At 74.1% G+C, this 22346-nt stretch carries 22 protein-coding genes; 11 read left to right on the top strand and 11 right to left on the bottom strand.

Translation table 11 applies throughout. The features are described 5' to 3' along the window. Positions 1 to 14: 14 nt before the first annotated feature. Together ACIRSS_RS25615 and ACIRSS_RS25610 are read right to left on the bottom strand one after the other, a co-directional pair. Positions 15 to 1259, bottom strand: coding sequence for a methylaspartate mutase (locus ACIRSS_RS25615; RefSeq protein ID WP_400899071.1), 1245 nt, complete (start codon positions 1257 to 1259; stop codon positions 15 to 17). Further along, complete coding sequence (locus tag ACIRSS_RS25610; RefSeq protein ID WP_400899069.1) at positions 1256 to 1741, bottom strand: cobalamin B12-binding domain-containing protein; 486 nt, start codon at positions 1739 to 1741, stop codon at positions 1256 to 1258. The genes ACIRSS_RS25615 and ACIRSS_RS25610 overlap by 4 nt, the downstream gene beginning before the upstream one ends. A gap of 411 nt (positions 1742 to 2152) precedes the next feature. Between ACIRSS_RS25610 and ACIRSS_RS25605 the strand changes: the two genes are divergently transcribed. The 5 genes from ACIRSS_RS25605 (at position 2153) to ACIRSS_RS25585 (ending at position 8641) form a co-directional block, all read left to right on the top strand. Continuing rightward, the gene (locus ACIRSS_RS25605; RefSeq protein WP_400899067.1) at positions 2153 to 5017 is read left to right on the top strand and encodes a type 2 lanthipeptide synthetase LanM family protein; all 2865 of its coding nucleotides are present in this window, start codon (positions 2153 to 2155) and stop codon (positions 5015 to 5017) included. Between the two features lie 38 nt (positions 5018 to 5055). Beyond that, positions 5056 to 5235, top strand: coding sequence for a hypothetical protein (locus tag ACIRSS_RS25600; protein ID WP_400899065.1), 180 nt, complete (start codon positions 5056 to 5058; stop codon positions 5233 to 5235). Positions 5236 to 5288: 53 nt separating this feature from the next. Then, positions 5289 to 5471 (top strand): hypothetical protein, encoded by a 183-nt coding sequence (locus tag ACIRSS_RS25595; protein WP_400899063.1) that lies wholly within the window; start codon positions 5289 to 5291, stop codon positions 5469 to 5471. A 40-nt stretch (positions 5472 to 5511) separates the two neighbouring features. Beyond that, entirely contained in the window at positions 5512 to 5685 is a 174-nt protein-coding gene (locus ACIRSS_RS25590; protein WP_400899061.1) for a hypothetical protein, read from the top strand. 67 nt (positions 5686 to 5752) lie between these two features. Next, positions 5753 to 8641 (top strand): helix-turn-helix transcriptional regulator, encoded by a 2889-nt coding sequence (locus tag ACIRSS_RS25585; protein ID WP_400899059.1) that lies wholly within the window; start codon positions 5753 to 5755, stop codon positions 8639 to 8641. A gap of 2 nt (positions 8642 to 8643) precedes the next feature. Here the strand turns inward: ACIRSS_RS25585 and ACIRSS_RS25580 are convergent, their stop codons facing one another. Both ACIRSS_RS25580 and ACIRSS_RS25575 read right to left on the bottom strand, forming a co-directional pair. Then, positions 8644 to 9498: an NAD-dependent epimerase/dehydratase family protein gene (locus tag ACIRSS_RS25580; RefSeq protein ID WP_400899057.1), complete on the bottom strand. Its 855-nt coding sequence runs from the start codon at positions 9496 to 9498 to the stop codon at positions 8644 to 8646. A gap of 184 nt (positions 9499 to 9682) precedes the next feature. After that, the gene (locus ACIRSS_RS25575; RefSeq protein WP_400899055.1) at positions 9683 to 9916 is read right to left on the bottom strand and encodes a hypothetical protein; all 234 of its coding nucleotides are present in this window, start codon (positions 9914 to 9916) and stop codon (positions 9683 to 9685) included. Positions 9917 to 10072: 156 nt separating this feature from the next. On the opposite strand from ACIRSS_RS25575, the gene ACIRSS_RS25570 reads away from it, so the two are divergent. Then, the gene (locus ACIRSS_RS25570) at positions 10073 to 10939 is read left to right on the top strand and encodes a LysR family transcriptional regulator (RefSeq protein ID WP_400899053.1); all 867 of its coding nucleotides are present in this window, start codon (positions 10073 to 10075) and stop codon (positions 10937 to 10939) included. A gap of 4 nt (positions 10940 to 10943) precedes the next feature. On the opposite strand, the gene ACIRSS_RS25565 is transcribed toward ACIRSS_RS25570, so the two are convergent. The 3 genes from ACIRSS_RS25565 to ACIRSS_RS25555 form a co-directional block, all read right to left on the bottom strand. After that, positions 10944 to 11411 (bottom strand): cupin domain-containing protein, encoded by a 468-nt coding sequence (locus ACIRSS_RS25565; RefSeq protein ID WP_400899051.1) that lies wholly within the window; start codon positions 11409 to 11411, stop codon positions 10944 to 10946. Further along, positions 11408 to 14095, bottom strand: a complete 2688-nt coding sequence (locus ACIRSS_RS25560) for a BTAD domain-containing putative transcriptional regulator (RefSeq protein WP_400899049.1) — start codon at positions 14093 to 14095, stop codon at positions 11408 to 11410. Before ACIRSS_RS25560 ends, ACIRSS_RS25565 begins: the two co-directional genes overlap by 4 nt. A 187-nt stretch (positions 14096 to 14282) precedes the next feature. Further along, on the bottom strand, positions 14283 to 14789 hold the full coding sequence (locus tag ACIRSS_RS25555; protein WP_400899047.1) for a DUF6630 family protein: 507 nt from the start codon (positions 14787 to 14789) through the stop codon (positions 14283 to 14285). 47 nt (positions 14790 to 14836) lie between these two features. Here ACIRSS_RS25555 and ACIRSS_RS25550 point away from each other — a divergent pair, with 47 nt between their 5' ends. After that, the gene (locus ACIRSS_RS25550) at positions 14837 to 15739 is read left to right on the top strand and encodes an SAM-dependent methyltransferase (protein ID WP_400899045.1); all 903 of its coding nucleotides are present in this window, start codon (positions 14837 to 14839) and stop codon (positions 15737 to 15739) included. On the opposite strand, the gene ACIRSS_RS25545 is transcribed toward ACIRSS_RS25550, so the two are convergent. The 3 genes from ACIRSS_RS25545 to ACIRSS_RS25535 are packed head-to-tail and all read right to left on the bottom strand — an operon-like array spanning position 15729 to position 17979. Further along, positions 15729 to 16571, bottom strand: a complete 843-nt coding sequence (locus ACIRSS_RS25545; RefSeq protein ID WP_400899043.1) for a fumarylacetoacetate hydrolase family protein — start codon at positions 16569 to 16571, stop codon at positions 15729 to 15731. The genes ACIRSS_RS25550 and ACIRSS_RS25545 overlap by 11 nt on opposite strands. Then, complete coding sequence (locus tag ACIRSS_RS25540; RefSeq protein ID WP_400899041.1) at positions 16559 to 17416, bottom strand: fumarylacetoacetate hydrolase family protein; 858 nt, start codon at positions 17414 to 17416, stop codon at positions 16559 to 16561. The genes ACIRSS_RS25545 and ACIRSS_RS25540 overlap by 13 nt, the downstream gene beginning before the upstream one ends. Then, positions 17413 to 17979: a carboxymuconolactone decarboxylase family protein gene (locus ACIRSS_RS25535; RefSeq protein WP_400899039.1), complete on the bottom strand. Its 567-nt coding sequence runs from the start codon at positions 17977 to 17979 to the stop codon at positions 17413 to 17415. The genes ACIRSS_RS25540 and ACIRSS_RS25535 overlap by 4 nt, the downstream gene beginning before the upstream one ends. Before the next feature lie 121 nt (positions 17980 to 18100). Between ACIRSS_RS25535 and ACIRSS_RS25530 the strand changes: the two genes are divergently transcribed. The 4 genes from ACIRSS_RS25530 to ACIRSS_RS25515 are packed head-to-tail and all read left to right on the top strand — an operon-like array spanning position 18101 to position 21541. Further along, positions 18101 to 18829: an SDR family NAD(P)-dependent oxidoreductase gene (locus tag ACIRSS_RS25530; protein WP_400899037.1), complete on the top strand. Its 729-nt coding sequence runs from the start codon at positions 18101 to 18103 to the stop codon at positions 18827 to 18829. Positions 18830 to 18840: 11 nt separating this feature from the next. Beyond that, positions 18841 to 19605: an SDR family NAD(P)-dependent oxidoreductase gene (locus ACIRSS_RS25525; RefSeq protein WP_400899035.1), complete on the top strand. Its 765-nt coding sequence runs from the start codon at positions 18841 to 18843 to the stop codon at positions 19603 to 19605. Next, positions 19605 to 20846, top strand: a complete 1242-nt coding sequence (locus ACIRSS_RS25520; protein WP_400899033.1) for an amidohydrolase family protein — start codon at positions 19605 to 19607, stop codon at positions 20844 to 20846. Before ACIRSS_RS25525 ends, ACIRSS_RS25520 begins: the two co-directional genes overlap by 1 nt. Next, positions 20843 to 21541 (top strand): alpha/beta hydrolase fold domain-containing protein, encoded by a 699-nt coding sequence (locus ACIRSS_RS25515; RefSeq protein ID WP_400899031.1) that lies wholly within the window; start codon positions 20843 to 20845, stop codon positions 21539 to 21541. The genes ACIRSS_RS25520 and ACIRSS_RS25515 overlap by 4 nt, the downstream gene beginning before the upstream one ends. 5 nt (positions 21542 to 21546) lie before the next feature. On the opposite strand, the gene ACIRSS_RS25510 is transcribed toward ACIRSS_RS25515, so the two are convergent. Then, positions 21547 to 22314 carry an IclR family transcriptional regulator gene (locus ACIRSS_RS25510; protein ID WP_400899774.1) on the bottom strand — a complete coding sequence of 256 codons (768 nt, stop codon included), beginning with the start codon at positions 22312 to 22314 and terminating at the stop codon, positions 21547 to 21549. Positions 22315 to 22346 lie beyond the last annotated feature (32 nt).

Below are 22346 nucleotides of genomic sequence, written 5' to 3'. Positions count from 1 at the left end.
CTGGTCGGTGCGGATCAGGACAGGACCGGGTCGAGCCGTCGGCGGTGGTAGGACAGGTCGGCGAGCAGCCGGGTCGCGGTGACCCGGTCGTGGCCGCGGCGGCCGCCGAGCGCGGCGGGCAGCGGCATCCGCCCGGTGTGCCACCACTGCAGGCGGCCGTCGTCGTCGAGCACGCACCGGGTTTCGCCGCCGTTGTCGGGGTGCAGGCAGTACGGGACGTCGAGCAGGCCGCGCTCGAACGCCGCCGGCAGCGCCTCGGCGAGCGTCGGCGCGAGCGAGCGCACCTCGTCGACGAGCAGCCGGGCCTGCAGGTAGACCTCGGTGTCCCCCGGCGGCGGCGTCGCCGGGCCGGGCTGGTCCAGCGCGGTCGCGTGCGCCAGCCGCAGCGCCTCGACGTTCTCCTCGACGGTCGGGATCCGGTGCGCCTCCGCGGTGGTCTTGACGATCAGCCGCTCGGTGCCGGTGCGCACGGCCAGCCGGACGCTTTCGGCGACCAGCTCCCGCGCCCCGGCCGGGGACTCCGGGAACAGGCCCATGTAGGTGTAGAGCACCACGTGGTGGTCCACAGTGGACAGTTCTTCGGCGCACAAGCGCCGCATCGCCCACAGCGCTTCGGCGTCCTGCTCCGGGCTCGTCTGCTGCGCGTAGCTGGCCGAGACGCTGCGCACGCCGTGTTCGGCGAAGAACAGGCACTCCAGCACCGACAGCGCGACCAGCAGGCCCGGCGGGCACAGCTGTCCGAGCATGCAGCCGCCGAAGCTCTCGAGGTGGCAGTCGACGGCCTGCTCGGCGAGCAGCAACGCCGACCGCGTCCACGATTTCGCCGCCGTCCGCAGCGGGACGCTGCTGTAGGGCAGGCAGTAGGACACCGGCCCGCCTTCGGAGGCGTCGAGCCCGGCTTCGAGCATCGCGGCGAAGATGTCCTCGGGCTGCGCCGACCCGTGCCGCACCTGGACGGGGAAGCCGGGCAGCCCGTCCACCAGCTCCGCGGCGGCGGCCGGGCCGAGCGCGACCAGCGGGTAGCCGTTGAGCGGGACGCCGGAGGCGATCGACATGGCGGCGAGGTCGTGCTGCCCGGTGCGGGTGTAGCTGTCCAGGGTCACGGTGCCCACGGCCGGCACGCCGGCCCCGGCCACCGCGCGCAGCCCGCGGCGCATCAGGACGGGGTCGGAGAACCCCATCCGCGGCTGCACGACCAGCGTCCGGCGGCGCCGGTGCTCGGCCACGAAGCTGCTGAACACCGACCGGGCAGCGGTCACCGCAAGGTCCGGACGTTCGCGGCGACGAACTCGCGGAACGACTCGATCGCCTGGCCGGAGTCGCCGGCGCCGACGTGGAAGACCGCGTCGTAGCCCAGCGCCAGCAGCTCGGTCTCCAGCTCGGCGTCGGCGGCGCCGCGCACGCCCAGCTTGCCGCCGATGACGGCGGGCAGGCCGGCCAGCGCGGGGTCGGCGCGCAGCGCGGAGATCACCCGGGCGCCGTCGACGTGCCCGTGGCCGTTGACGGTGCTGATCACCAGGCAGTCGGGGCGCTCTGCGCGGCAGGCGGCCAGCAGCCGCTCGACCGGGACGCAGGCGCCGAGGTTGACCACCTCGTGCCCCATCTCCTCCATGATCAGCTGGAGGGCGACGAGGTTCCACATGTGCGAGTCGGACTGGACGCTGGACAGGACGAACTTGAGCGGGGACCCGGCGGCCACGCCGGGCCCGTCGGGGGTCTGCTCGATCTGGAACGTGGTCATCGTGCGTCGCTCCCTGTGCGTTCGGGGAACGTCCGCGGGGCGAGCCGCGAACTTCTCACGACGAATCGTCATCGGCGCGGGGCCGCCGCACATGGGTGCGGCGGCCCCGCATTCCGGCGCCGCACCCGGCCCAGGAGCCCGCCTCGCGCGCGGGCGTCACGGCCGCGCGCGCGACCGCGGAGTCCGGTGGGGGCGGGGTGCCCCGCATGGGGGATCGGGGGTACGCGCACCCTCGTCAACCCCTGCGGCGCCCGCCCGCCGAACAGCGCAACCGCCACGTCCGAACGGCGCAACCACTCACTTCACGACCAGGCGTTTCGCCGGCGATGCCCCCATGAACCCCTAGAAAGCCCCCATGCCGCGCGGGAATGCGGGCGCGGCACCCCCATGTAACCCACGTCACCCGCTGGCATGCTCGATCCCGTGATTCCCCCGCAGCCGAACCCGGCGACCACGACGCTCCCGCCCACCTGGTGGGCCGCGGCGCTGACCACGCAGGAACGCCGCCCCGGCGGCGCCCGTCCCGCGTGGGTCGACTTCGCGGAAGCGGCCCTGTCCCGGGAAAGCGCCGAGGTGCCGCTTTCCCGCGAGAGCGACGCCCACTGGCGCACCGCGTTCGCCGCGGTGTTCCGCCCCTTCACCGACGCGGCCCGCGCCGCGATCGCCGGCGCCGCAGCGGCTTCGCCCGCCGTCGACGCCACCGCGGTCGCCGACGGGTGCGCGACGCGGCTGGGGCACCAGCTCGCCGGGCTCGCCGCCCGCAGCCTGGTGCTGGAGCTGGGCCGGGCCCGCCGCGCGGGGATCCTGGCCGGGGACACCGGGGAAGCGCGGTTCACCGACTTCGTGCGGCGGACCGGCACCCCGGCCGGGCTCACCGAGCTGCTGCACCGCTACCCCGTGCTCGCCCGGCTCGCCGCGCAGACGGCGCTGTACGCGATCGCGGCCGTCACCGAGCTGCTCGACCGCTTCGACGCCGACCGCGCCGCGCTCACGGCGTTCACCGGTCCCGAACCCGGCCCGCTGGTGGAGATCAGCGGCGGCACCGGCGACGCGCACCAGCGCGGCCGCTCGGTCCGGGAGCTGCGGTTCGCCGGCGGGGCGCGGGTGATCTACAAGCCGCGCCCGCTCGACCTGCACGCGGCGTTCACCGAGCTGGTCGAGTGGCTCAACCCGCGCGTGCCCGGTTTGGAGCTGAGCACGGTGGACGTCCTGGTGCGCCCCGGCTACGGCTGGCTCCGGTTCGTCGAGCACACGCCGTGCGCCGACCTGACCGGGGTCGACCGGTTCTACCGCCGCCAGGGCGTGCTCCTCGCCCTGCTGCACGCCCTCGACGGCACCGACGTGCACTTCGAGAACATCATCGCCGCCGGCGACCAGCCCGTCCTGATCGACATCGAGACGCTCTTCCAGCCGGTGCTGCCCGCCGACACCGGCGACGTCGACCCCGCGGCCGAGCTGCTCGCCCGGTCGGTGCACCGGACCATGCTGCTGCCGCAGATGATCGTCGGCGAGCACGGCGCGGTCGACATCTCCGGCCTCGGCGGCGGCCGCGCGGCGGCCCCGGCGCTCACCCGCGTCGACTGGCTCGACGCCGGCACCGACCGGATGCGGCTGACCCGGGTGCCCGGCGGCGTCGGCACCGGCGTCAACCGGCCGACCCTCGGCGGCGTCGACGTCGAGCCGGCCGAGCACGGGGCCGCGCTGCTGGCCGGGTTCCGCGCCGGGTACGACGCCATCGCCGCCGGCGCCGGGGAGTTCGGGCCGCTGCTCGACCGCTGCGCCGAGGCCGGCATCCGCGTCCTGGTCCGCCCGACCAGCTTCTACACGCGGCTGCTCGACGAGACCACGCACCCGTCGCTGCTGGCCGACGCCGCCGCGCGCGACGAGGCGTTCGGGCTGCTGCACGACGACAGCACCGACGACGTCCGCCGCGGGCTGGTCGCCGCCGAGCTGACCGACCTGTGGGCGGGCGACGTCCCGATGTTCACCGGCCGGCCCGGCACCGCGGACCTCTGGGACGCCGAAGGCACCCGGCTGCCGGAACTGCTGGCCGAGCCGCCGCTGGCGTCGGTCCGCGCGAAGGTCGCCGGGATGACCACGATCGACCGCCGGGACCAGGAGTGGCTGATCTCGGCCGCGCTGGCCACCCGGCCCGCCGCCGAAACCCACACCGGCACCGGCGTCACCGACCCGGTCCTGCCGAGCAAGAGCCCCGAACCGGCGCACCTGCTCTCGGCCGCCTGCGGCATCGCCGACGCGATCGTCGCCCGCGCGGCCTCGGGCGGCGGGCGCGTCAACTGGGTCGGGCTGGAGCTCGTCGACGAGAAGTACTGGACCGTGCTGCCGATGGGCGCCGGGCTCGGCGAGGGCTACACCGGGGTGGCGCTGTTCCTGGCCCAGCTGGCCGAGCTGACCGGCATCGACCGCTACCGCGAGCTGGCCGGGAAGGCGCTTTCCGGGCTGCCCGGGCTGGTCTCGGCGCTCGAAGCCGACCCGGACCTCGCCGCCGCGGCCGGTCCCGGCGGGCTGCTCGGGCTCGGCGGCGTCGCCTACGCGGCGGCCCGGCTCTCGCGGCTGCTCGACCGGCCCGATCTGCTGGACCTCACCGCCCGCACGGTCGCCGTGATGCCCGCGCCGACGCCCGAGACGTCCCCGCGGTACACCACCGGCCTCGCCGGCGGGCTCGTCGCGCTGCGCTCGGTGGCCGCCCAGACCGGGCTCGCCACCGCCACCCTGCTGGCCGACGCCTACGCCGCCGAGCTCGCCGTCCGTTCGATCGACCCCGACCTCGCCGACCCCGGGTTCGCGCACGGCGCGGCCGGCGTCGACTGGGCGCTGGCCGGCTACCCGCGCGAAACCGCGACGCTGCCGCCCGCGAAGGCCGCCACCGGGCACGGCTGGTGCTCCGGCCTGGCCGGCCAGGTCCTCGCCTACGCGGGCGAACCGGCGCTGCTCGGCCTCGACGAGCAGGTCGCGGCGCTCGCGGGCCAGGACCCGCTGCGCGACCTGAGCCTCTGCCACGGCGAAACCGGCATCACCGACGTCCTCGGCTTCCTCGCCGAAGGCGGCCACGAGGGCGCCGCCGCCGCGGTCGCCACCCGCACCGGGCAGCTGCTCACCGCCGTCGAGCAGGACGGCGCGCGCTGCGGCACGCCCGACGGCGTCGCCTCCCCCGGCCTGCTCACCGGCCTGGCCGGCATCGGCTACGGCCTGCTGCGCCTCGGCTTCGGCCGGCGCGTCCCCTCCGCGCTGCTGCTGCAGCCCCCGACTCGCTGACCCCTTCCCCACCCCACCTCACGAGGAGAGAACGCACGATGCCCGAAATCACCGCCGAGACCGTCGAAGCCACCGTCGGTGCCCTGGTGCTCCCCCGCGCGAACCGCGCCGGTGCCCGCAACCAGGCGCTGGGCGGCACCCGGCCCCGGCTGTCCGGGATCACCCTCGAGACCCTCGGCGACCCGACCGTCGTCACCAACGGCACCTTCGCCCTCTGACCGTCCTCCCCGCCCGAGACCTCCCGAGACCGCCCGAGAGTGGAGCAGAAAGCATGAGCGAGCACGACTTCCCCGGCCTGGACGACCCGATCGGCGACCTGACCCTCCCGACGGCCGGCCGGACCGGCGCCCGCAACCGCGCCCTGTCCGGCAAGACGGGCCGGCTGAGCCAGCACGGCGCCGACACCCTCGACATCACGCCCGTCTTCACCGTCAGCATCGGTTTCGCCGAATAACCGTCCGACCCTCAGCACTACTCAGAGTGGAGCCTCCAGCATGACCGAGCACGACTTCGCCGGCACGGACAACCCGATCGGCGACTTGACCCTCCCGACGTCGGCCCGCACGGGCGCCCGCAACCACGCTCTGTCCGGCCGCGCGGCGCGGGTCAGCCAGAACTCCTTGACCACGATGGACATCACGGTCGTGACCGGTGGCTTCACCGAATAGTGAGACGCCCGGGCGTCGGTAATTCGACCTACGCCCGGAGGGTGCCCGTCCGGTTATAGTGACCGCGATGGGCATCCGATCGACGCGCCTGATCGGGCGCGACAGGGAGCTCGGCGCGCTGTCCCAGGCTCTGGAGAAGGCCCGCACCGACCACGGTGGGGCCTTCTTCCTTGTCGGTGAAGGCGGGATCGGGAAGTCCCGGCTCGCCGCCGACATCGCCTCGCGGGCGTTGGCGACCGGGCTCCCGGTGCTACGCGGCCGCGCCAGCTCGATCGGCCCGATGGTGCCGTTCCGGCCATTGGCCGAAGCCCTGCTGTCCCACTTCCGCGGCGGCCTCCCGCCCGCCGCGCCCGAACTCGACCCGCTCGTGCCGGTCCTCGCCCGGCTCGTGCCCGACTGGTACCGCGGCGACCGCCCGCACGACAACGGGAACCTGCTGGTCCTGGCCGAAGCGGTGTTCCGGCTCCTGTCGGTCGCCGGCCGCGACAGCGGCTGCCTGATCGTGCTGGAGGACCTGCACAACGCCGACGCCGAGACGCTGTTCATCGTCGAGTACCTCGTCGACAACCTCGCGTCCAGCCGGGTGATGCTCATCGGCACCCTGCGCGGCGAACCGGGCGAAGCGTTGCGGCTGGCCTCGGCCGCGGCGCAGCGCTCGTCCAGCCACACCTTCGAACTCACCCGGCTCGACGCCGAGCGCACCCGCGAGTTCGCGGCCGCCTGCCTGGAGACCGAACCGGCCGCGGTGCCCGCCGCCGTCGCGAACCTGTTGTGGCAGAACAGCGAAGGCGTGCCGTTCGTCGTCGAGGAGCTGCTGCACGGCATGGTCAGCGACGGCCTGCTCGTCGGCGGGCCGGGCGGCTGGCAGGTCGTCGGCGAGCTGCAGGCCCGCGTACCGGAGGCGCTGATCAGCAGCATCGCCACCCGCGTCGACGCGCTCGGGGAGGACGGCGAAACGCTGCTGTCGGTGGCCGCCGTGCTGGGCCGGCGGTTCCCGCTGTCGGTCGTGCAGGCGGTGACCGACATGGACGACCGCATGCTGCACAACCACATCAGCGCGAGCGTCGCCGCGCACCTGGTCACCACCGACGAGACCACGCCCGGCTGGTACGCGTTCCGCCACCCGCTGACCGCCGAGGCGCTGCTGGCCCGGCTGGTGCCGTCGACGAAGGCGAACCTGGCGCGTAGGGCCGCCGACGCCGTCGAGCAGCTCCACCCCGGCCTGCCCGGCGAGCTGTGCGCGCTGGCCGCGGGGCTGCGGCTGACGGCGATGGACCACCCCGGCGCCGGCCGGCTGTTCGCCGAAGCCGGCCGCCGCGCGCTCGACGGCGGCGCGGCCGACACGGCGGTGACGATGCTGACCCGCGCCGTCGAGCTGCTGGCCACGGCGAGCCCCGACGACCGCGCCGACGCCCTCGAAGTCCTCCTGCACGCGCTCGGGCAGACCGGGCAGTTCGACCGGGCCGTCGAGTTCTCCGCCCGGTTCGCCGAGATCGGCCGGCTCGAGCGGGCCGTCGACCTGCACATCCAGCTGGCGTGGGCGGCCTACATCGGCGGCCGCCACGACGAGTGCCTCAACCAGATCGAGCAGGCCCGCGCCCCGCTCGGCGGCGAGATGACCGAGGAGCAGAACGCGGGTCTCGACGCCGTCGAAGCGACGCTGTGGCTCGACATCCCCGGCCCGGCGCACACCGAGCGGGCCCGGAAGCTCGCCGAGCAGGCGTGGGAGGTCGCCGAACGCGCCGGCGTGCCGTTCGTGTCGTGCCAGGCCCTGCAGGTGCTCGGCATGGTGGCGCTGGAGTCGGACCTGACCGAGGCCGAGCGCTACCTGCAGCTGGCGCGGCGGCTGGCCGAGCGCCACCAGCTGACGCACCTGCGCACCCAGGTGCTGGTCCGCCTCGGCGGCCACCGGATGCTCGCCGAGGGCGACATCCGGACGTTCGAGCTCGCCCGCGCGGAAGCCCAGCGCACCGGCGCGATCACGCTGACCTGCGCGGTCGACGCCAGCCGCGCGGTGCACGCGGTGATGCGCGGCGAGTTCGCGCAGGCCGACCGCATCCTCGACGAGAACCTCGCGGTACTGGGCCGGCTCCGGCTGGTCGCGCTGCTGCAGTACACGCACATGACACGCGCGATGGTGGCCGCCCACCAGGCGGACCGGCCGCGGATGGAGCGCGCGCTCGAGGACTTCCGCGCGGAGGGCGGCGCGACGGCGCAGGAGCTCGTGCTGAGCGTCGGGCTGGCCCAGGTGTTCTGCTCCCTGCTGGAGGAGGACGCCGAACGCGCCCGCCGCGAGCTGGCGCAGGTACTCGCGTTGGAGGAGCGCCAGCCGAGCCGCTTCCACCTGGCGGGCCAGCACGGTCTCCGGCTGCTGATCGAGGCGCTCGACGGCGCACCGCCGCCGGACCGGCCCCCGGCGGCGGTGAGCGGCATGCGCTGGAACCGCCAGTTCGTGCTGCTGGGCGACGCGGTCCGCCACGGCCGCGCGGGAGACGTCGAGCAGGCCGACGCCGCCGTGGCCGCCGCGATCGAGGCGGCGGCCCCGTTCCCGGTGAGCCGGCACCTGGGGCTGCGCATGGTGGCCGAGTCCGCGGCGGCCGACGGCTGGGGCAACCCGGTGACGTGGCTCAAGGAGGCCGAGGAGTTCTTCCACCAGGCGGAGGTGACCGCGGTGGCGAGCGCGTGCCGCGGGCTGCTGCGCAAGATCGGCGCCCCGGTCGGCCAGCGCCGCACGGGCTCGGACCGCCTCCCGGCGGAGCTGCGCTCGGCGGGCGTGACGGTCCGCGAGTACGAGGTGCTGCAGCTGCTGGCCGACAACATGGGCAACAAGGACATCGCCCGGCGGCTGCACATTTCCCCGCGCACGGTGGAGAAGCACGTGGCGAGCCTGATGGCGAAGTCCCATTTGGAGAACCGCAGCGCGCTGACGGAGTACGCGCGCAACACTCCACAGTAGACTCAGGAACCCAGGACGCTCAGCGGATCCGCGTGCACCGGTGTCCAGCCCAGCTCGCGCTGCGCCTTGGCCGACGTCAGCTGCTGGTCGAGCGCGAAGGCGTCGGCGACCGGGCCCATCCGCTCGCGGGCCTCTTCCAGCGTGATGGAGACGGTCTTGCCCTCCAGTCCCGCGGCGCGGGCGCACGCCTCGGCGACCTCCTTGGCCGTGGGGTCGACCCCGCCGACGCCGAGGTACACCGAGCCGGCCGGCGCCGCGAGCGCGGCCGCGTACAGCCGGGCGAGGTCGTCGAGGTGGATCAGCGCCCAGTGGTTGCCGCCGTCGCCGATGTACGGAATCGCGCCGCTTTCCCGGCCCGGCCGGACGAAGAAGACGTCGATCAGTCGGTTGTCGCCGCCGTAGAGCAGTCCGGGCTGGACGATGACCGGCCGTCCGCCGTTCTTCGCGCGGGCCAGCACGGCGTCTTCGACCGCCTTGCGCCACGCCACGATTGCCGGCGGGTTCCAGGCGGCCGTCTCGTCCTGGACGCCGTCGGTGTCGCCGTAGACCCAGCTGCCGCCGGTGTGCACGTAGGTGCCGCCGCCGACGCCGTCCTGCATGGCGCCGGCCGCGGCGAGGTCCTCCTCGCCGCTGGTGGCCTGGGCCAGGTGGATCACGGCTTGCGCGCGAGCGGCGGCCTGGTTGAGCACGTCGAGGTCGGCCAGGCCGCCCCGGACGGCCCGCGCCCCGGCGCCGGCGACCGCGGCCTCGGCGCGATCGCTGCGCGCGAGGGCTTCGACGGTGTGCCCGAGCCGGACCAGTTCGGCGATCGTCGCGCGGCCGATGTAGCCCGATCCGCCGGTGAGGAAGACCTTCATCGCTGTCCTTTCGTTGCGGTGCCTGCGCTTTCCAGCGTGTCCCGCGCAGGCGTGGCGCGTCCAAGACCCGTTGCGCGCTCTGTGATGCCCGGGCGGCATCACGCGCGACGAAGGCGGTCTTTGGACGTGCCGGGCCCTGGCGGCACCGGGTCGTCCGACGGCCTCGGCCTCATGGCCGGCGCCGTCATTCCTGGCGGATCCGCAGTGGACGGCCCGGCGCTGGAACGGGCGCCCAGGCCTGCAGCGACAGCAAGCTCTTCGACATCCTGGTCGCCTTGGGCGTCGCGCGGCGGTGGCCGGGTGTGCTCCTGAACTCCGTCGAACCCGGGTGGGTCGCCACCAGGATGGGCGGCCGCGGCGCGCCCGACGGCCTCGCCCCGGTCACCCGGGCCCGGCTCGCCACCGGCGACGACGTCACCGGCCGCCACCTCTTCCGCCAGCGCGAGCGCGCGGCCACGGCCGGCGCCCAGGCCCGCAGCTCCAGGACGCCCTCTCGGCTACTGCGTGGAGCTCACCGGCGAGCCCCTCCCCGACCTGCGATGATCGGGGGCGGAACAGGAGGTGGTGACCCGCCGTGGACCTCGACCTGCGGAAGCTTCGGTACTTCGTCGCCGTGGCTGAAGAGCTGCACTTCGGGCGGGCCGCCGCCCGGCTGCACATCGCGCAGCCCGCGCTGTCGCGGCAGATCCGTGCCCTCGAGGACGAGCTGAAGACCGCCCTCTTCGTGCGGGACCGCCGCAGCACCGTCCTCACCCCGGCGGGCGAACGGCTCCTCGACGACGCGCGCGGTCTCCTGTCCGCGGCGGACGCGGTCCGGCGGCGGGTCGCCGCGGCCGCCGAGCCCGCGCTCACCGTCGGGTTCATGCCCGGCATCGTCGTCACGCCGGCGGTCCGGGTGCTCGCCGACCGCCACCCGGACCTCACCGTCCGGCTGCTGCGCACCAGCTGGCACGACCAGGTCGAGGTCCTGCACGACGGCCGCGTCGACGTCGGGGTCGTCCGGCTGCCGTTCGACCGGCGCGGGCTGACGGTGCGGCCGCTGTTCGAGGAACCGCGCGTCGTCACGGTGCCGGCCGGGCACCGCCTGGCGGGCAAGGAATCCGTGTCGGTCACCGAACTCGCCGACGAGCACCTGCTGCAGGACCCCGACGCCGTCCCGGAGTGGCGGGACATCGCCGTCGAACTGCGCGGCACCGACCGGGCCGAGGTCCCGCCGATCCACAGCGTCGAAGAGAAGCTGGAGCTGGTCGCCGCCGAGACGGGGATCAGCATCATCCCGCGCTCGACGGCGGCGTTCTACACCCGCCCGGACGTGGTCGCCGTGCCGGTGGAGGACATCGCGCCGAACCGCGTGTGCCTGGCGTGGCTCACTTCCCGGCGATCGGCGCTGATCGAGGCGTTCGTCGACGCGGCGGCGAGCCTCGTGCCCCGCGAGGGCTGACCGGTCAAGCGCCCTCGACCGCACCCGGCGACAGGAACTCGACGTCGTGCAGGGCCGACAGCCGGACCACCTCGGCCGGGTCCGCGAGGTCGTGCAGCCGGTCGAACAGCTGCGCCAGCCGCCCGGCCGGGCTCACCCAGAACAGCCCGCGGGTGATGCCTTCGCCGCGGTTGTAGTAGGCGTGTGGGAGCCCCTTCGGCAGCCGGACGGTGTCGCCCGGCCCCGCCGTCTCCCACTGGCCGTCGAGGTAGAGGGTGAACACGCCTTCGAGGACGTAGATGTGCTCGTCCTGGGTCGGGTGCACGTGCGGCGGTACCCCGGTGCCGGGCGGGTCGTAGGTCTCGAACGCGAAGCTCGATTCGCTCGCCGCCTTCAGCGAGTACGTGTGGCCGAGCACGTTCCACACCTTCCCCTCCCCGGCCGGCGTGATCCCCTTCGGCAGCGGGCCGAGCACGATTTCCTCACCGGTCATGACGTCTCCTCCTGGTGGGCCTCGGCCAGCCGCTCCTGGACGCGGGCGTGGCGGAACTGGTAGACGCCGCCCGCCTGGCGGAGCACGCCGCGGCGGTGGGCGTCGTCGAGGAAGTGCATCAGGCGCCACGGCAGGCGGCCCGTCGCCGCCAGCCAGACGTGGTGGACGAAGTAGTTGCCCCACGCCCGCGTCACCAGGACCGCCAAGCCGATTCCGCCGCCGAAGCAGATGCCGGTGATGAACGGCAGCACCGGGTTCGTCGCCGCCGGGAACACCTGGCCGCCCACGATCGCGCCCGCGAGGCCGTAGCACACCGCCGCGACGCCGCGGCCCATGAACCACCCGAACGACACCCCCGCCAGGCCGCCGGCGATCGCCAGCGCCAGGTCGTACCGGCCGCCGAGCACCGGCAGGAACCGCGTCTGCGCGGTGAACGCGAAGGCCATCCCGTCGAACAACCCCAGCGACACCAGGAACGACACCGACAACGCGACCGCCCCGGTGCGTTCGTTGCGCAGGATCGTCCGCGGGCTGGACACCCGGCTGGCGTCGACCGGTTTGGCGAGCCACACGTGCACCGCGAACACCAGGCCGAACGCCAGCGCCAGGAACACGACCAGGCCGGTCGCGAGCGACCAGCCCAGGCCGAGCAGCGCGCCCACGACGGCCCCGATCGCGAACCGGCCGGCGAACTTCCGGGCGGCCCCGGCGAACCGCACTTCGGTGCGCAACGGCTCGGGCGCGCGCCCGAAGCGGTGGGTCAGGTACGCGGCGCCGCCGAACGAGACGCCGTAGATCGCCGCCAGCACCGGGCCGTCGTCGACCCAGCCGGTGATGACGAAGAGCACTGCGACCAGCACGCCGACCAGGCCGGACCGCGTGCTCGCCGGCACCGCCCGGTACAGCTGCCACCACGCCAGGTCGCGGCTGCGCGCCTGGTCGAGGTGCCGGGCCAGGAAGCCCAGCCAGCGCGTCGCCTGCGCTGCGGAATACCGCCCGGACGGGCTCGTCTTCGGGTTCCGCCCCGGCGGCTGCGGCACCTGCGCGTAGGCGTTGGGGACGAACGAATCGAGCAGCTGCCCTTCGAGGGCTTCGGCGTCCGAAGCGCCGAGCAGTTCGGCGGGATCGGCGCCCGGCCGGCCGTAGCCGATCCGCGCGAGGTCGACCATCAACGGCGTGCGCAGCACCCGGGCCAGGGCCGCGTCCGGATCGCGGCGCAGCCGGTCGGCCACCGGGCGCCAGCGATCCTGGCCGTCCCGCGCGGACAGGTACGTGATCGCTTCCTGCCGGGCGACCGGTTCCAGCCGCACCACCGTGGCGGCGTTCAGCACCGCGCCGGCTTCGCGCACGACCTGGTCGTACTCGGCGGAGCGGCACGTCAGCACCAGCGCGCGGCCCGCGCCCATGGTCTGGTCCAGCGCGTCGAGTGCCGCGACGCGCAGGTCGGCCGGCATCTCGTCCAGGCCGTCGAGCACCGGCAGGACGTGGCCGCCGAGGACGAGCCGGGTGGGTGCGTCGCGCCCGTACTCGCCGGCGTTGAGCAGGGCCGGGTGGTCGTCGGCGAGCCGGGCCGCCAGCCAGCGGTCCAGGTGGTCGCGCCGCGGATCCCACGACGCCAGCGAAAGCAGGACCGGCACCGGGCCGCCAGCCGCGCGGGCGCGCAGCAGCTCCAGCGTCAGCATCAGGGCGAGCACCGACTTCCCCGAGCCCGGTTCGCCGAGCACGACCAGCTGCGGCACGGGCAGCGCCGTGAACGTGTCCGCGATGTCGTCGAGATCGCCGCGCGGCTTCCCTCGAAGGGCCGACCAGCGCAGCACGATCGGCTGCGGCCGGTGCAGCGAACGCAGCTCGGCTTCCGCCCGCCACTGCCACGTGACGGCTTCGGCCAGCTCGGTGACCGCGCGGTCGAGGGAGTGGTGCTCCGGCGCGGGTTCGGGGTCGGGTTCACCCGGGGTGGCCTCGGCGAGGATCCGGTCGTGCAGCCGCCGCAGCTCGGGGTTCGGGTCGACGCCGAGCTCGTCGGCCAGCCGCCGGCGCAGGCCGTGGAACAGAGTCGAAGCTTCGGCGTAGCGGCCTTCCTCCGCGAGGGCGCGCATCAGGAGCAGGTGGGACAGCTCGCGCGTCGGGTGCTCGCCGCAGAACTCGGTCAGCTCGCGGACGACCTCGCCCGTTTCGCCCAGCCGCAGCCGCCATTCGGCGCAGAGCTCCACGGCGTCGGCGCGCTGCTCGTCGAGCACCGCGGCCCGGCCGGCCAGCGTCGTCGTCCGCAGCCCGTCGAGCGCCGGACCGCGCCACAACGCGAGCGCGGCCTGGATTTCTTGGACGGCGTCGACGAGTTTCGCCTGCCCCGCGAGCGCCCGCGCGGCCGAGACGTGCCGGCGGAAGCGCAGCGAGTCGAGGTCGTCGGCGTCGGTCCGCAGGCGGTACCCCGGGCCGTCGGTGACGATCAGCGCACCGGCTTCGCCGAGCCGGGCCCGCAACGCGGAAACGCAGTTGCGCACCTGCTTCACGGCGGTCGCGGGCGGTTCGTCCTCCCAGAGCGCGTCGATCATGCGCTCCACCGGGACAACGGCGTTCGGGCTGAGCAGCAGGGCGGCGAGCGCGCGCTGCTGGCGCGGGCTCGCCAGGGTGACCCGGTCCCCGGACACGCGCACTTCCAGCGTCCCGAGAACCCGGAACCTCATCGCATCCCCCTCTCCCCCGACGCCGGCACCGCGCGTCCCCCTCCGAAACGCGCAGGTCGCACCCCGGATGCCGGCGCGAGGACGAAACGAGGACGGCGTCGGGAACCCTAGGGGCACGGCGAAAGAGGGGGAATGCCGGGGCGACCCGGTGGCGGGCGCGTCGTTGGGGGTCGCGCCCTCCACCGGGCTAGCGCCCGAACACCTCGGCCGTGAAACCCGCCGTCGAAGCGGACGCCACGAGTTCGCCCGCGCGGGCGGCCGGAAGCAGCACGAGCGGGTAGCAGTCGGACTCGATGTCGAGGACCGCGAGCGCGGTTCCGGTGCCGAGCAAGCGCTCCCCCGCCGTCACGAGGAACTCGTACGTCGGCAGCTCGCTTTCCGCCAGCGATGTCCACAACTCGTCCGCGGCGGGCGCGGACCGCAACGCCCGCAGCTGACCCGCGATCTCGTCGGGCGCTTCCTTCCAGTCGAACTCGGCCAGCAGGCCGTGGTCGGCCAGGGCGTCCACGAGCGCAATCCACGCCAGCCCCGGGAAGGGCTCGTCGATGCCGCGGTCGTCGAGCCGGTCGGCATGCTCGAGTACGTAGGCACCGGGGTCGTCGAAGGCGGCCGCCGCGCGGGCCGCTACCTCAGGGACGGCCGGGGCCAGCAGGGTGGCCACCGCCACGAGCGCGTCGCGGGCCGGTGCGGTCATCGCTGTCCTCCGTGGGGCCGGGTGCCGATCAGGGGCATGATCGCACCATGACTTCCCCTCGCCGCGACGGCGACACGTGGGACCTGGCGTCCAGTGTCGGCGCGACCGCGACCATGGCCGCGATGACCCGGGCGATCGCGACCCGCGCGGACGACTCGCTCATCGCCGACCCGTTCGCCGAGCCGCTCGTCCGCGCGGTCGGCGTCGACCTGCTCACCCGGCTGGCGACGGGCGAGCAGCCACCCGGCGACCTGGTCGGGCAGGCGGCGATCGACGGCGCGAAGGTGCGCACCCGGTTCTACGACGAGTTCTTCCTCGACGCCGGCCTCGAGCAGGCCGTGATCCTGGCTTCGGGCCTGGACTCCCGCGCGTACCGGCTGCCCTGGCCGGCCGGGACGGTGGTGTACGAGCTGGACCAGCCCGAGGTCGTCGAGTTCAAGACGCGCACGCTGGCCGCGCTGGGTGCGGAGCCCACCGCGGAACGGCGGGCGGTGGCGGCCGACCTGCGCGACGACTGGCCCGGGGCCCTGCGCGCGGCCGGCTTCGACCCGGCGCGGCCGACGGCGTGGAGCGCCGAAGGCCTGCTGGGCTACCTGCCGCCGGAAGCGCAGGACCGGTTGCTGGACACCATCACCGAGCTCAGCGCGCCGGGCAGCCGGGTGGCCACCGAAAGCCGGCCCAACCCGCGTCCCGGCGACGAGGACCGGACGAAGCGGAGCCTGAACCGCATCTCGGAACTGTTCCGGTCGGCGGAGTTCGATTCGGACATGGCGAAGCTGCGCTACTTCGGCGAGCGCAACGAGGCCGCGCCCTACCTGGCCGGGCTCGGCTGGGCGGTGACGGGCCGGACGGTCCGCGAACTGCTCGCGGCACACGGCCTGCCGCCGCTCGAGGAGGACGACCTGCGCATGGGTGACGTGCTTTACGTCCGCGGAGAGCTCACGAAGTAGCCGGGCGCCGGCGGAAGCGGGTCCGCAGCTCGCCGAGGCCGTCGATGCGGCTGGTCAGCACGTCGTCCGCGGTCAGGTAGCGCGGCGGCGTCCGGCGGTTGCCCACCCCTGCCGGGGTGCCGGTGAAGATCAGGTCGCCGGGCAGGAGCGGGCAGACCGCCGACAGCCGGGCCACCAGCTCCGGGACGCCGAAGATCAGGTCCGCGATCGACGCCTTCTGCACGACTTCGTCGCCGAGCAGGCAGGAGATCTCCGCGTCCGGCGCGAGCTCGGTCACCAGGTGCGGGCCGGTCGGGCCGAAGCCGGGGAACGACTTCGCCAGCGAGAACTGCGGTGGCTTCCCCAGCGCCTGGACCCGCCGCTCCGACAGGTCCTGGCCGACCGTGTACCCCGCGATGTGGTCGAGGGCGTGCTCCGCCGGCACCCGGTGACCGCCGCGGCCGATCACCGCCACCAGCTCGACCTCCCAGTCGACGCGGTCGCCGGGCAGCTCGACCGTCTCGTGCGGCCCCGCGACGCACGTCGGGAACTTGGTGAACACCAACGGGTCCGCCGGCGGTTCGAACCCCGCTTCGGCCGCGTGCGGCGGGTAGTTCAGCGCCACCGCGAAGACCTGCCGGGGCCGCGGCACCGGCGGACCCAGCCGCGCCGGGTCGTACGGGCGGCCCGCCGGGGCCACCGACCGCGCCCACTCCGTGAACGCCGGCCAGTTCTCCAGGACGGCCATCGGGTCCGGGCCGAACCCGCCGGCCTCGAACACGTCCAGCGCGCGGTCCCCGAAGACCAAGGCGGCGCGGCCGCCGAGGTTCGCCAGCCGCATCACTGCGCCCACGGCTTGCCGTACGCGTCTTCCCACGAGACGACCCGGTTGCGCAGCACCCCGAGCTTCTCGATCTCGGCTTCGACGACGTCCCCGGGCTTCAGGTAGTTCTCGAACGGGTTTTCGGTGCTCGCGGCGACGCCGGCCACCGTGCCCGTCGTGATCAGGTCGCCCGCGCTGTAGACCTGCGGCGAGTGGTAGGCGACCAGCTCCGGGATCGTCACCGACATCCGGCGGGTGTTCGACTTCTGCCGCACCTGGCCGTTCACCCGCAGCTCCATGTCCAGGTCGTGCGGGTCGCCGACCTCGTCGGCGGTGACGATGTACGGGCCGATCGGGCAGAACGTGTCGATCGCCTTGGAGAACGAGAACACCCCGGACTCCATCTCGCGGCGCTGGATGTCGCGGGCGGTGATGTCGTTGAACACGAGGTACCCGGCGATGTGCTCGGCCGCCTGCTCGGCGGAGAAGAACTTGCCGGGTTTCCCGATCACGACGGCCATTTCGAGCTCGTAGTCCAGCTCGTTCGTCAGGTGCGACGGGTAGACGACCGGGTCGCCGGGCCCGATGATCGCGTCGACGTTCTGGAAGAACACGATGCCCTTGTTGACCGGGTGCGACCAGTTGACGCGGGCGAGGTCCTCGTGGTGCTCCCGGAAGTTCCCCGCCGTGTGGAAGAACTTCTTCGGCACGATCGGGGCGCGCAGGCGCACCTCGGACGCGGGGAAGCGGCGCCCGGTCTCGGGCACGCTCCCGCCGCGTTCGAAGAACTCGCGCGCCGACGCGGTGTCGAGTTCCAGGACGAGGTCGTCGGCGAGGCGGCCGACCAGGCCGTCGTCGAAGGTCACGAGCTTCACGGCTGCTCCACGGGGACGGTGACTCGGAAGACGCGCAGCTGGAGGGCCAGCGTCGCGTAGTAGCCCACCAGCGTGGTCAGCTCGACGGCCACGCGGTTGCCAATGGTCGGCACGGTCTCGGCGTAGGTCACGTCGTCGGCGTCGCCGTCCAGCAGGGCCAGCACGAACCGCAGCGCGGCCCCTTCGACGTCGGTGAGGCCGTCCGGCACCGTGCGCGCCGCGACCGCCGCGAGCTGGGCGTCCGTCACGCCGGCGGCGCGCGCGGCGGGCTCGTGCGCGTACCGCTCGAACGCGCAGTCCCACCGCGCCGCGACCGCGAGGATCGCCAGCTCCCGCACGCGGTCGCCCAGCGCGGTCCCGTACCGCACGGCCGCGCCCAGCCCCTGCAGGGCCTGCCCGACGCCGGGCGCGAACAGCATCGCGTTGAACGGCCCGGTCAGCACGCCCGCGGCGTCGGTCAGCGGGAACGGGCCGCCCGCGCGCGGCCCGCCGGTGATGGCCTCGCGGAGGGCGCGCTGGTCGTCGGACAGGTCGGCCGGGGTCAGCCCGGGCAGTCTCGTCATGCCCCGATCCCAGCAGCGCCCGCACCGGGACGAGCGCCGGCCTGCCATTGATTGGAACATCCGTTCCCGCGAAACGGACCCGCGCTTAGCGTCGCCGTCAGGTCGGGAGCGAGGAGCGGGAGTGGACTGGCTGGGTCTGCGGGGCAAGGGCGCGCTGGTGGCGGGCGCGGGCGGGATCGGTGCCGCGGCGGCCCGCGCGCTCGCCGGAGCGGGTGCGGACGTGGTCGTCGCCGACCGCGACCGCCGGCGGCTCGGCGAACTGGGACTCCGGACCCTCGAAGCCGATCTCACCGACGCCGACAGCGCCCGCGCGTGCGTCACCCGCGCCGACGAACTGCTGGGCCGGCTGGACATCTTCGTCCACGCGGTCGGCGTCAACGACCGGCGGCCGGTCCTCGACACCCCCGACGACGTCTGGCGCCGGATCCTCTCGGTCAACGCCGACAGCGCCTTTCGGACCGGCCGGGCGGCGGGCGAGCTGATGGTCGCCCGCGGGTACGGCCGGATCGTCTACCTGTCCTCGGTGTCCGGCCTGCTCGCCCACCCGCACCACGCGCCCTACGCGGCCAGCAAGGGCGCGGTCGACCAGCTGTGCCGGGTGATGGCCCGCGAGTGGGCCGCGTCCGGGGTCACGGTCAACGCCGTCGCGCCCGGCTACACCGAGACCGGCCTGACCCACGAGCACCTCGAAAAGCCCGGCGTCCGCGCGAACCTCACCGCGTTGGTGCCGGCCGGACGGCTCGGCACCCCGGCCGACCTGACCGGCCCGATCCTGTTCCTCTGCTCCGACCAAGCCGCCTTCGTCACCGGGCACGTCCTGTACGCCGACGGCGGCCGCACCCTCGTCTGAAGGAGAACTTCGTGCGCTTCACCGGCAAGACCGTCCTCGTCACCGGCGCCGGCACCGGGTTCGGTGCCGAGATCGCCGTCCGCGCCGCCCGCGAGGGCGCCGACGTCGTGGTGCACTACCGCGGCTCGCGCGCCGGTGCCGAGCGCACCGCGGCCCGCGTCGAAGAGCTGGGGCGCAAGGCTTTCCTCGTCCAGGCCGACATCTCCGAGCACGCGCAGATCCGCCGGATGGCCGACGAGGCGTGGCACCACTTCGGCCGGGTCGACGTGGCGATCAACAACGTCGGCGACGTCGCCCGCGACCAGATGTCGTGGCGGGAGCTCACCGAGGAGTCCGTCGACCACGTCCTCGCCGTCGACATCAAGGGCACGCTGCTGTGCACGCACGAGTTCGGCGACCGCATGCTCGCCCAGGGCGGCGGCGCGATCGTGAACATCGGGTCGACCGTCGTCGCGCGCGGCAGCGCCCGCGCCCCGCAGTACGCGGCGGCGAAGGCCGGGATCATCGGCCTCACCAAGTCGTACGCGCACGCCTTCGCCCCCACCGTGCGGGTGAACGTCTTCGCGCCCGGCTTCATCGAGACCGAAGCCACGCTCGGCCGCGAAGACTGGCGCACCGGCCGCGCGGAGAAGCTGCGGGACGCGACCCCGATGGGCCGCATCCCGAAGCCCGAAGAGCTGGCCGGGACCGCGCTGTTCCTCGCCACCGAGGATGCCGGCCACATCACCGGCGGCTTCCTGGTCGCCGACGGCGGCTACACCATGCTGGGCGCGTGATGGCCGCCAGGGTGGTCTTCACCGGCGGCCGCGTCTTCGACGGCAGCGGTTCCCCCGCGGTCCCCGCCGACGTCGTCGTCCGGGGTGACCGGATCGAGAGCGTCCGGCCCGGCGGCGGCACGGAACCCGGGCCCGGCGACCGCGTGGTCGACTGCCGCGGCGCCACAGTCATGCCCGGGCTGGTCGAGTCGCACTGCCACCTGACGTTCCCGTCGGCGGTCGGGCACCTCGACCCGTCGTTCAACCCGCCGGTCGACGTCAGCTTCTTCCACCACCTGCCCAGCCCGGACGAACACCTCGCGCTCGCCGAGCGCAACGCCCGGATCCTCCTCGACCACGGCTTCACCAGCGCCTACTCCGCGGGGTCGTTGACGCCGGTGCCCACCGAGGTCCGGCTGCGCGACCGGATCGCCGCCGGCCTGGCCGCCGGGCCCCGGCTGCGGGCGGCGTCGTTCGAACGGGACAACAACCCGGTCAAGATCGGCCCGGCCCCGCAGGAAACCGGCCCGGCAGCTGTGCGCGCGTTCGTGCGCGAACAGGCCGAACTCGGCTTCGACAGCGTGAAGCTGTTGATGAGCAACGACGACGTCTTCTTCGAAGGCGGCTCGATGGTCACCCAGTACACCGCCGAGGAGGCGAACGCGGCCGGCGAGCAGGCCCGCGAATCCGGCGTGTGGCTCAACTGCCACGCCCAGGCACCCGAGTCGATCAAGCTGGCCGTGCGGGCCGGGTTCCGCTCGATCTACCACTGCTCCTACGCCGACCCCGAAGCCATCGACCTCCTGGAGGAGCACAAAGACTCGATCTTCCTGTCCCCCGCCGTCGGCATCATGTGGGCCAACGTCCACGAGGGCGCCGAGTTCGGCATCGACGCGGAGAAGACCGGCTCGGTGAAGTCCCTGGCCGCGATGGAACAGCTGTACCCGGAGCTGCGCAAACGCGGCCTGCGCGTGCTGCCCGGCGGTGACTACGGATTCCCGAACAACCCCATCGGCCGCAACGCGCGGGACCTGGAGCTGTTCGTCCGGCTCTTCGGCTACTCCCCCGCCGAAGCCTTGCGGGCCACGACTTTCCACGGTGGGCAGGTGATGGACCTGCCGGTCGGGCTGCTCACCGAGGGCTACTTCGCCGACGTCCTGGTCGTCCGCGGCGACCCGACCGCGGACGTCACGCTGCTGCAGGACCCGGCCAACCTGACGGTGATCATGCAGGGTGGGCGGTTCCACAAGGCGAACGCGTGATCTACCGCGAGGTGCCGGGGTTCCGTCCGCTGGAACTGGAACTGTCCGAACCGGACGATCCGCTCGCGACGATCGTGTACCTGCACGGCGGCGGCTGGCGGCGCGGCTCCCGGCTCACGCCGCTGCCCGGGTTCGATCGCCTGGCGGAAGAGCTGGTGGCACAAGGTTTCCGCGTCGCCGCCGCCGACTACCGGCTCAGCGGGGAGGCGATCTTCCCGGCACCCCTTGACGACGTCCGCGCGGCGATCGAGTTCGTCCGCGACGGGAAACCCTTGTTCGTCTGGGGCGAGTCGGCCGGTGCGCACCTCGGTCTGCTGGCGGCGCTGACCGGGTCCACAGTGGACGGTGTCGTCGCGTGGTTCCCGCCGGCCGACCTGCTCGGCCTGACCGGCGACGTTACCCGCGAAGCGGCCCTGCTGGGAGCACCGCCGGAGTCGGTACCGGCCCTCGCCCGTTCGGCGAGCCCGGTGTCGTTCGCCCACGCCGGCGCTCCTCCCGTCCTGCTGATGCACGGTGCGGACGACGACCTGGTGCCGCCCACGCAAAGCGTTCGGATGGCCGAGGCGCTGCGAGACGCGGGCGCGCCAGTGGAACTCCACCTGGTGCCCGGCGCCCGCCACCGCTGGGAAGGCGCCGATCCCGCGGCCGTCGTGGCCACCTCCGTCGAGTTCGTGCTGGCCGCGCTGCCTCGCTGAGCGCGTCAGCGCGAGCCCAGCTCCCGCGAAATGCCCCGCGCCGCCGTCTGGACCGCCAACCCCAGGTGCCGCGGCTGGGCCACCCGCTTCGGCACCAGCACCCCCAGCACACCGGCGAGAACCTCACCCCGGCCGAAGATCGGCGCGGCCACCGACACCATCGCGACGGTCTCGTCCTGGCGGCGGAAGATCGCGAGCCGTTCCCGCCGGACCTCGGCCAGGGTGCGGCGCAGCTTGTCGGCGGGGATGAGGCGGTTGTCCGGCTCGCTGTACACCGGCTTCGCGAGCAGCTCCTCCTGGACCTCCCGGGGCGCGAACGCCAGCAGCGCCAGGCCGACGCCGGTCGAATGCAGCGGCAGCCGCCCGCCGGTGCGGTAGTCGACCGGTGCGGCCTGGTGCCCGGAAAGTCGCTCGACCAGCAGGGCCTGCATGCCGTCGCGGACCGCGAGCTGGACGTGCTGGCGGGTGACCTCGGCGAGGTCGTTCATGAACGGCAGCGCGACCTGGCGCAAGCCGTGCCCGCGCGGGGCGAGCGTCGCCACCTCCAGCAGGCGCAGGCCGACGCAGAAGCGGCCGTCGTCGCCGCGTTCGAGCGCGCCCCACTCGCGCAGGCGGTTCGCCAGCCGCAGCGCCGAGCTGGGCGGCATCTCGCACCTGCGGCTCAGCTCCGCGAGCGAGAGGGTGCGGTGCTCGGCGTCGAACGCGGCCAGCAACGCCAGCGCGCGGTCGACGACCGGCTCGCCGTGCGCCGGCCGCCGGCCGCGCTTTCCCATGGGTGGCACAACCGCCGACCGTAGCCGAAGCC

The sequence above is a fragment of the Amycolatopsis sp. NPDC101161 genome (genome assembly GCF_044768185.1).
Taxonomy (GTDB): domain Bacteria; phylum Actinomycetota; class Actinomycetes; order Mycobacteriales; family Pseudonocardiaceae; genus Amycolatopsis.
This window is presented reverse-complemented; position numbering and strand designations above follow the sequence as displayed.

What these genes read in the sequence shown, in the direction of transcription:
- ACIRSS_RS25610 (WP_400899069.1), bottom strand. Translation starts at nt 1,741, where the DNA reads ATGACCACGTTCCAGATCGAGCAGACCCCCGACGGGCCCGGCGTGGCC.
- ACIRSS_RS25605 (WP_400899067.1), top strand. Translation starts at nt 2,153, where the DNA reads ATGCTCGATCCCGTGATTCCCCCGCAGCCGAACCCGGCGACCACGACG.
- ACIRSS_RS25600 (WP_400899065.1), top strand. Translation starts at nt 5,056, where the DNA reads ATGCCCGAAATCACCGCCGAGACCGTCGAAGCCACCGTCGGTGCCCTG.
- ACIRSS_RS25595 (WP_400899063.1), top strand. Translation starts at nt 5,289, where the DNA reads ATGAGCGAGCACGACTTCCCCGGCCTGGACGACCCGATCGGCGACCTG.
- ACIRSS_RS25590 (WP_400899061.1), top strand. Translation starts at nt 5,512, where the DNA reads ATGACCGAGCACGACTTCGCCGGCACGGACAACCCGATCGGCGACTTG.
- ACIRSS_RS25585 (WP_400899059.1), top strand. Translation starts at nt 5,753, where the DNA reads ATGGGCATCCGATCGACGCGCCTGATCGGGCGCGACAGGGAGCTCGGC.
- ACIRSS_RS25580 (WP_400899057.1), bottom strand. Translation starts at nt 9,498, where the DNA reads ATGAAGGTCTTCCTCACCGGCGGATCGGGCTACATCGGCCGCGCGACG.
- ACIRSS_RS25565 (WP_400899051.1), bottom strand. Translation starts at nt 11,411, where the DNA reads ATGACCGGTGAGGAAATCGTGCTCGGCCCGCTGCCGAAGGGGATCACG.
- ACIRSS_RS25560 (WP_400899049.1), bottom strand. Translation starts at nt 14,095, where the DNA reads ATGAGGTTCCGGGTTCTCGGGACGCTGGAAGTGCGCGTGTCCGGGGAC.
- ACIRSS_RS25555 (WP_400899047.1), bottom strand. Translation starts at nt 14,789, where the DNA reads ATGACCGCACCGGCCCGCGACGCGCTCGTGGCGGTGGCCACCCTGCTG.
- ACIRSS_RS25550 (WP_400899045.1), top strand. Translation starts at nt 14,837, where the DNA reads ATGACTTCCCCTCGCCGCGACGGCGACACGTGGGACCTGGCGTCCAGT.
- ACIRSS_RS25535 (WP_400899039.1), bottom strand. Translation starts at nt 17,979, where the DNA reads ATGACGAGACTGCCCGGGCTGACCCCGGCCGACCTGTCCGACGACCAG.
- ACIRSS_RS25520 (WP_400899033.1), top strand. Translation starts at nt 19,605, where the DNA reads ATGGCCGCCAGGGTGGTCTTCACCGGCGGCCGCGTCTTCGACGGCAGC.
- ACIRSS_RS25510 (WP_400899774.1), bottom strand. Translation starts at nt 22,314, where the DNA reads ATGGGAAAGCGCGGCCGGCGGCCGGCGCACGGCGAGCCGGTCGTCGAC.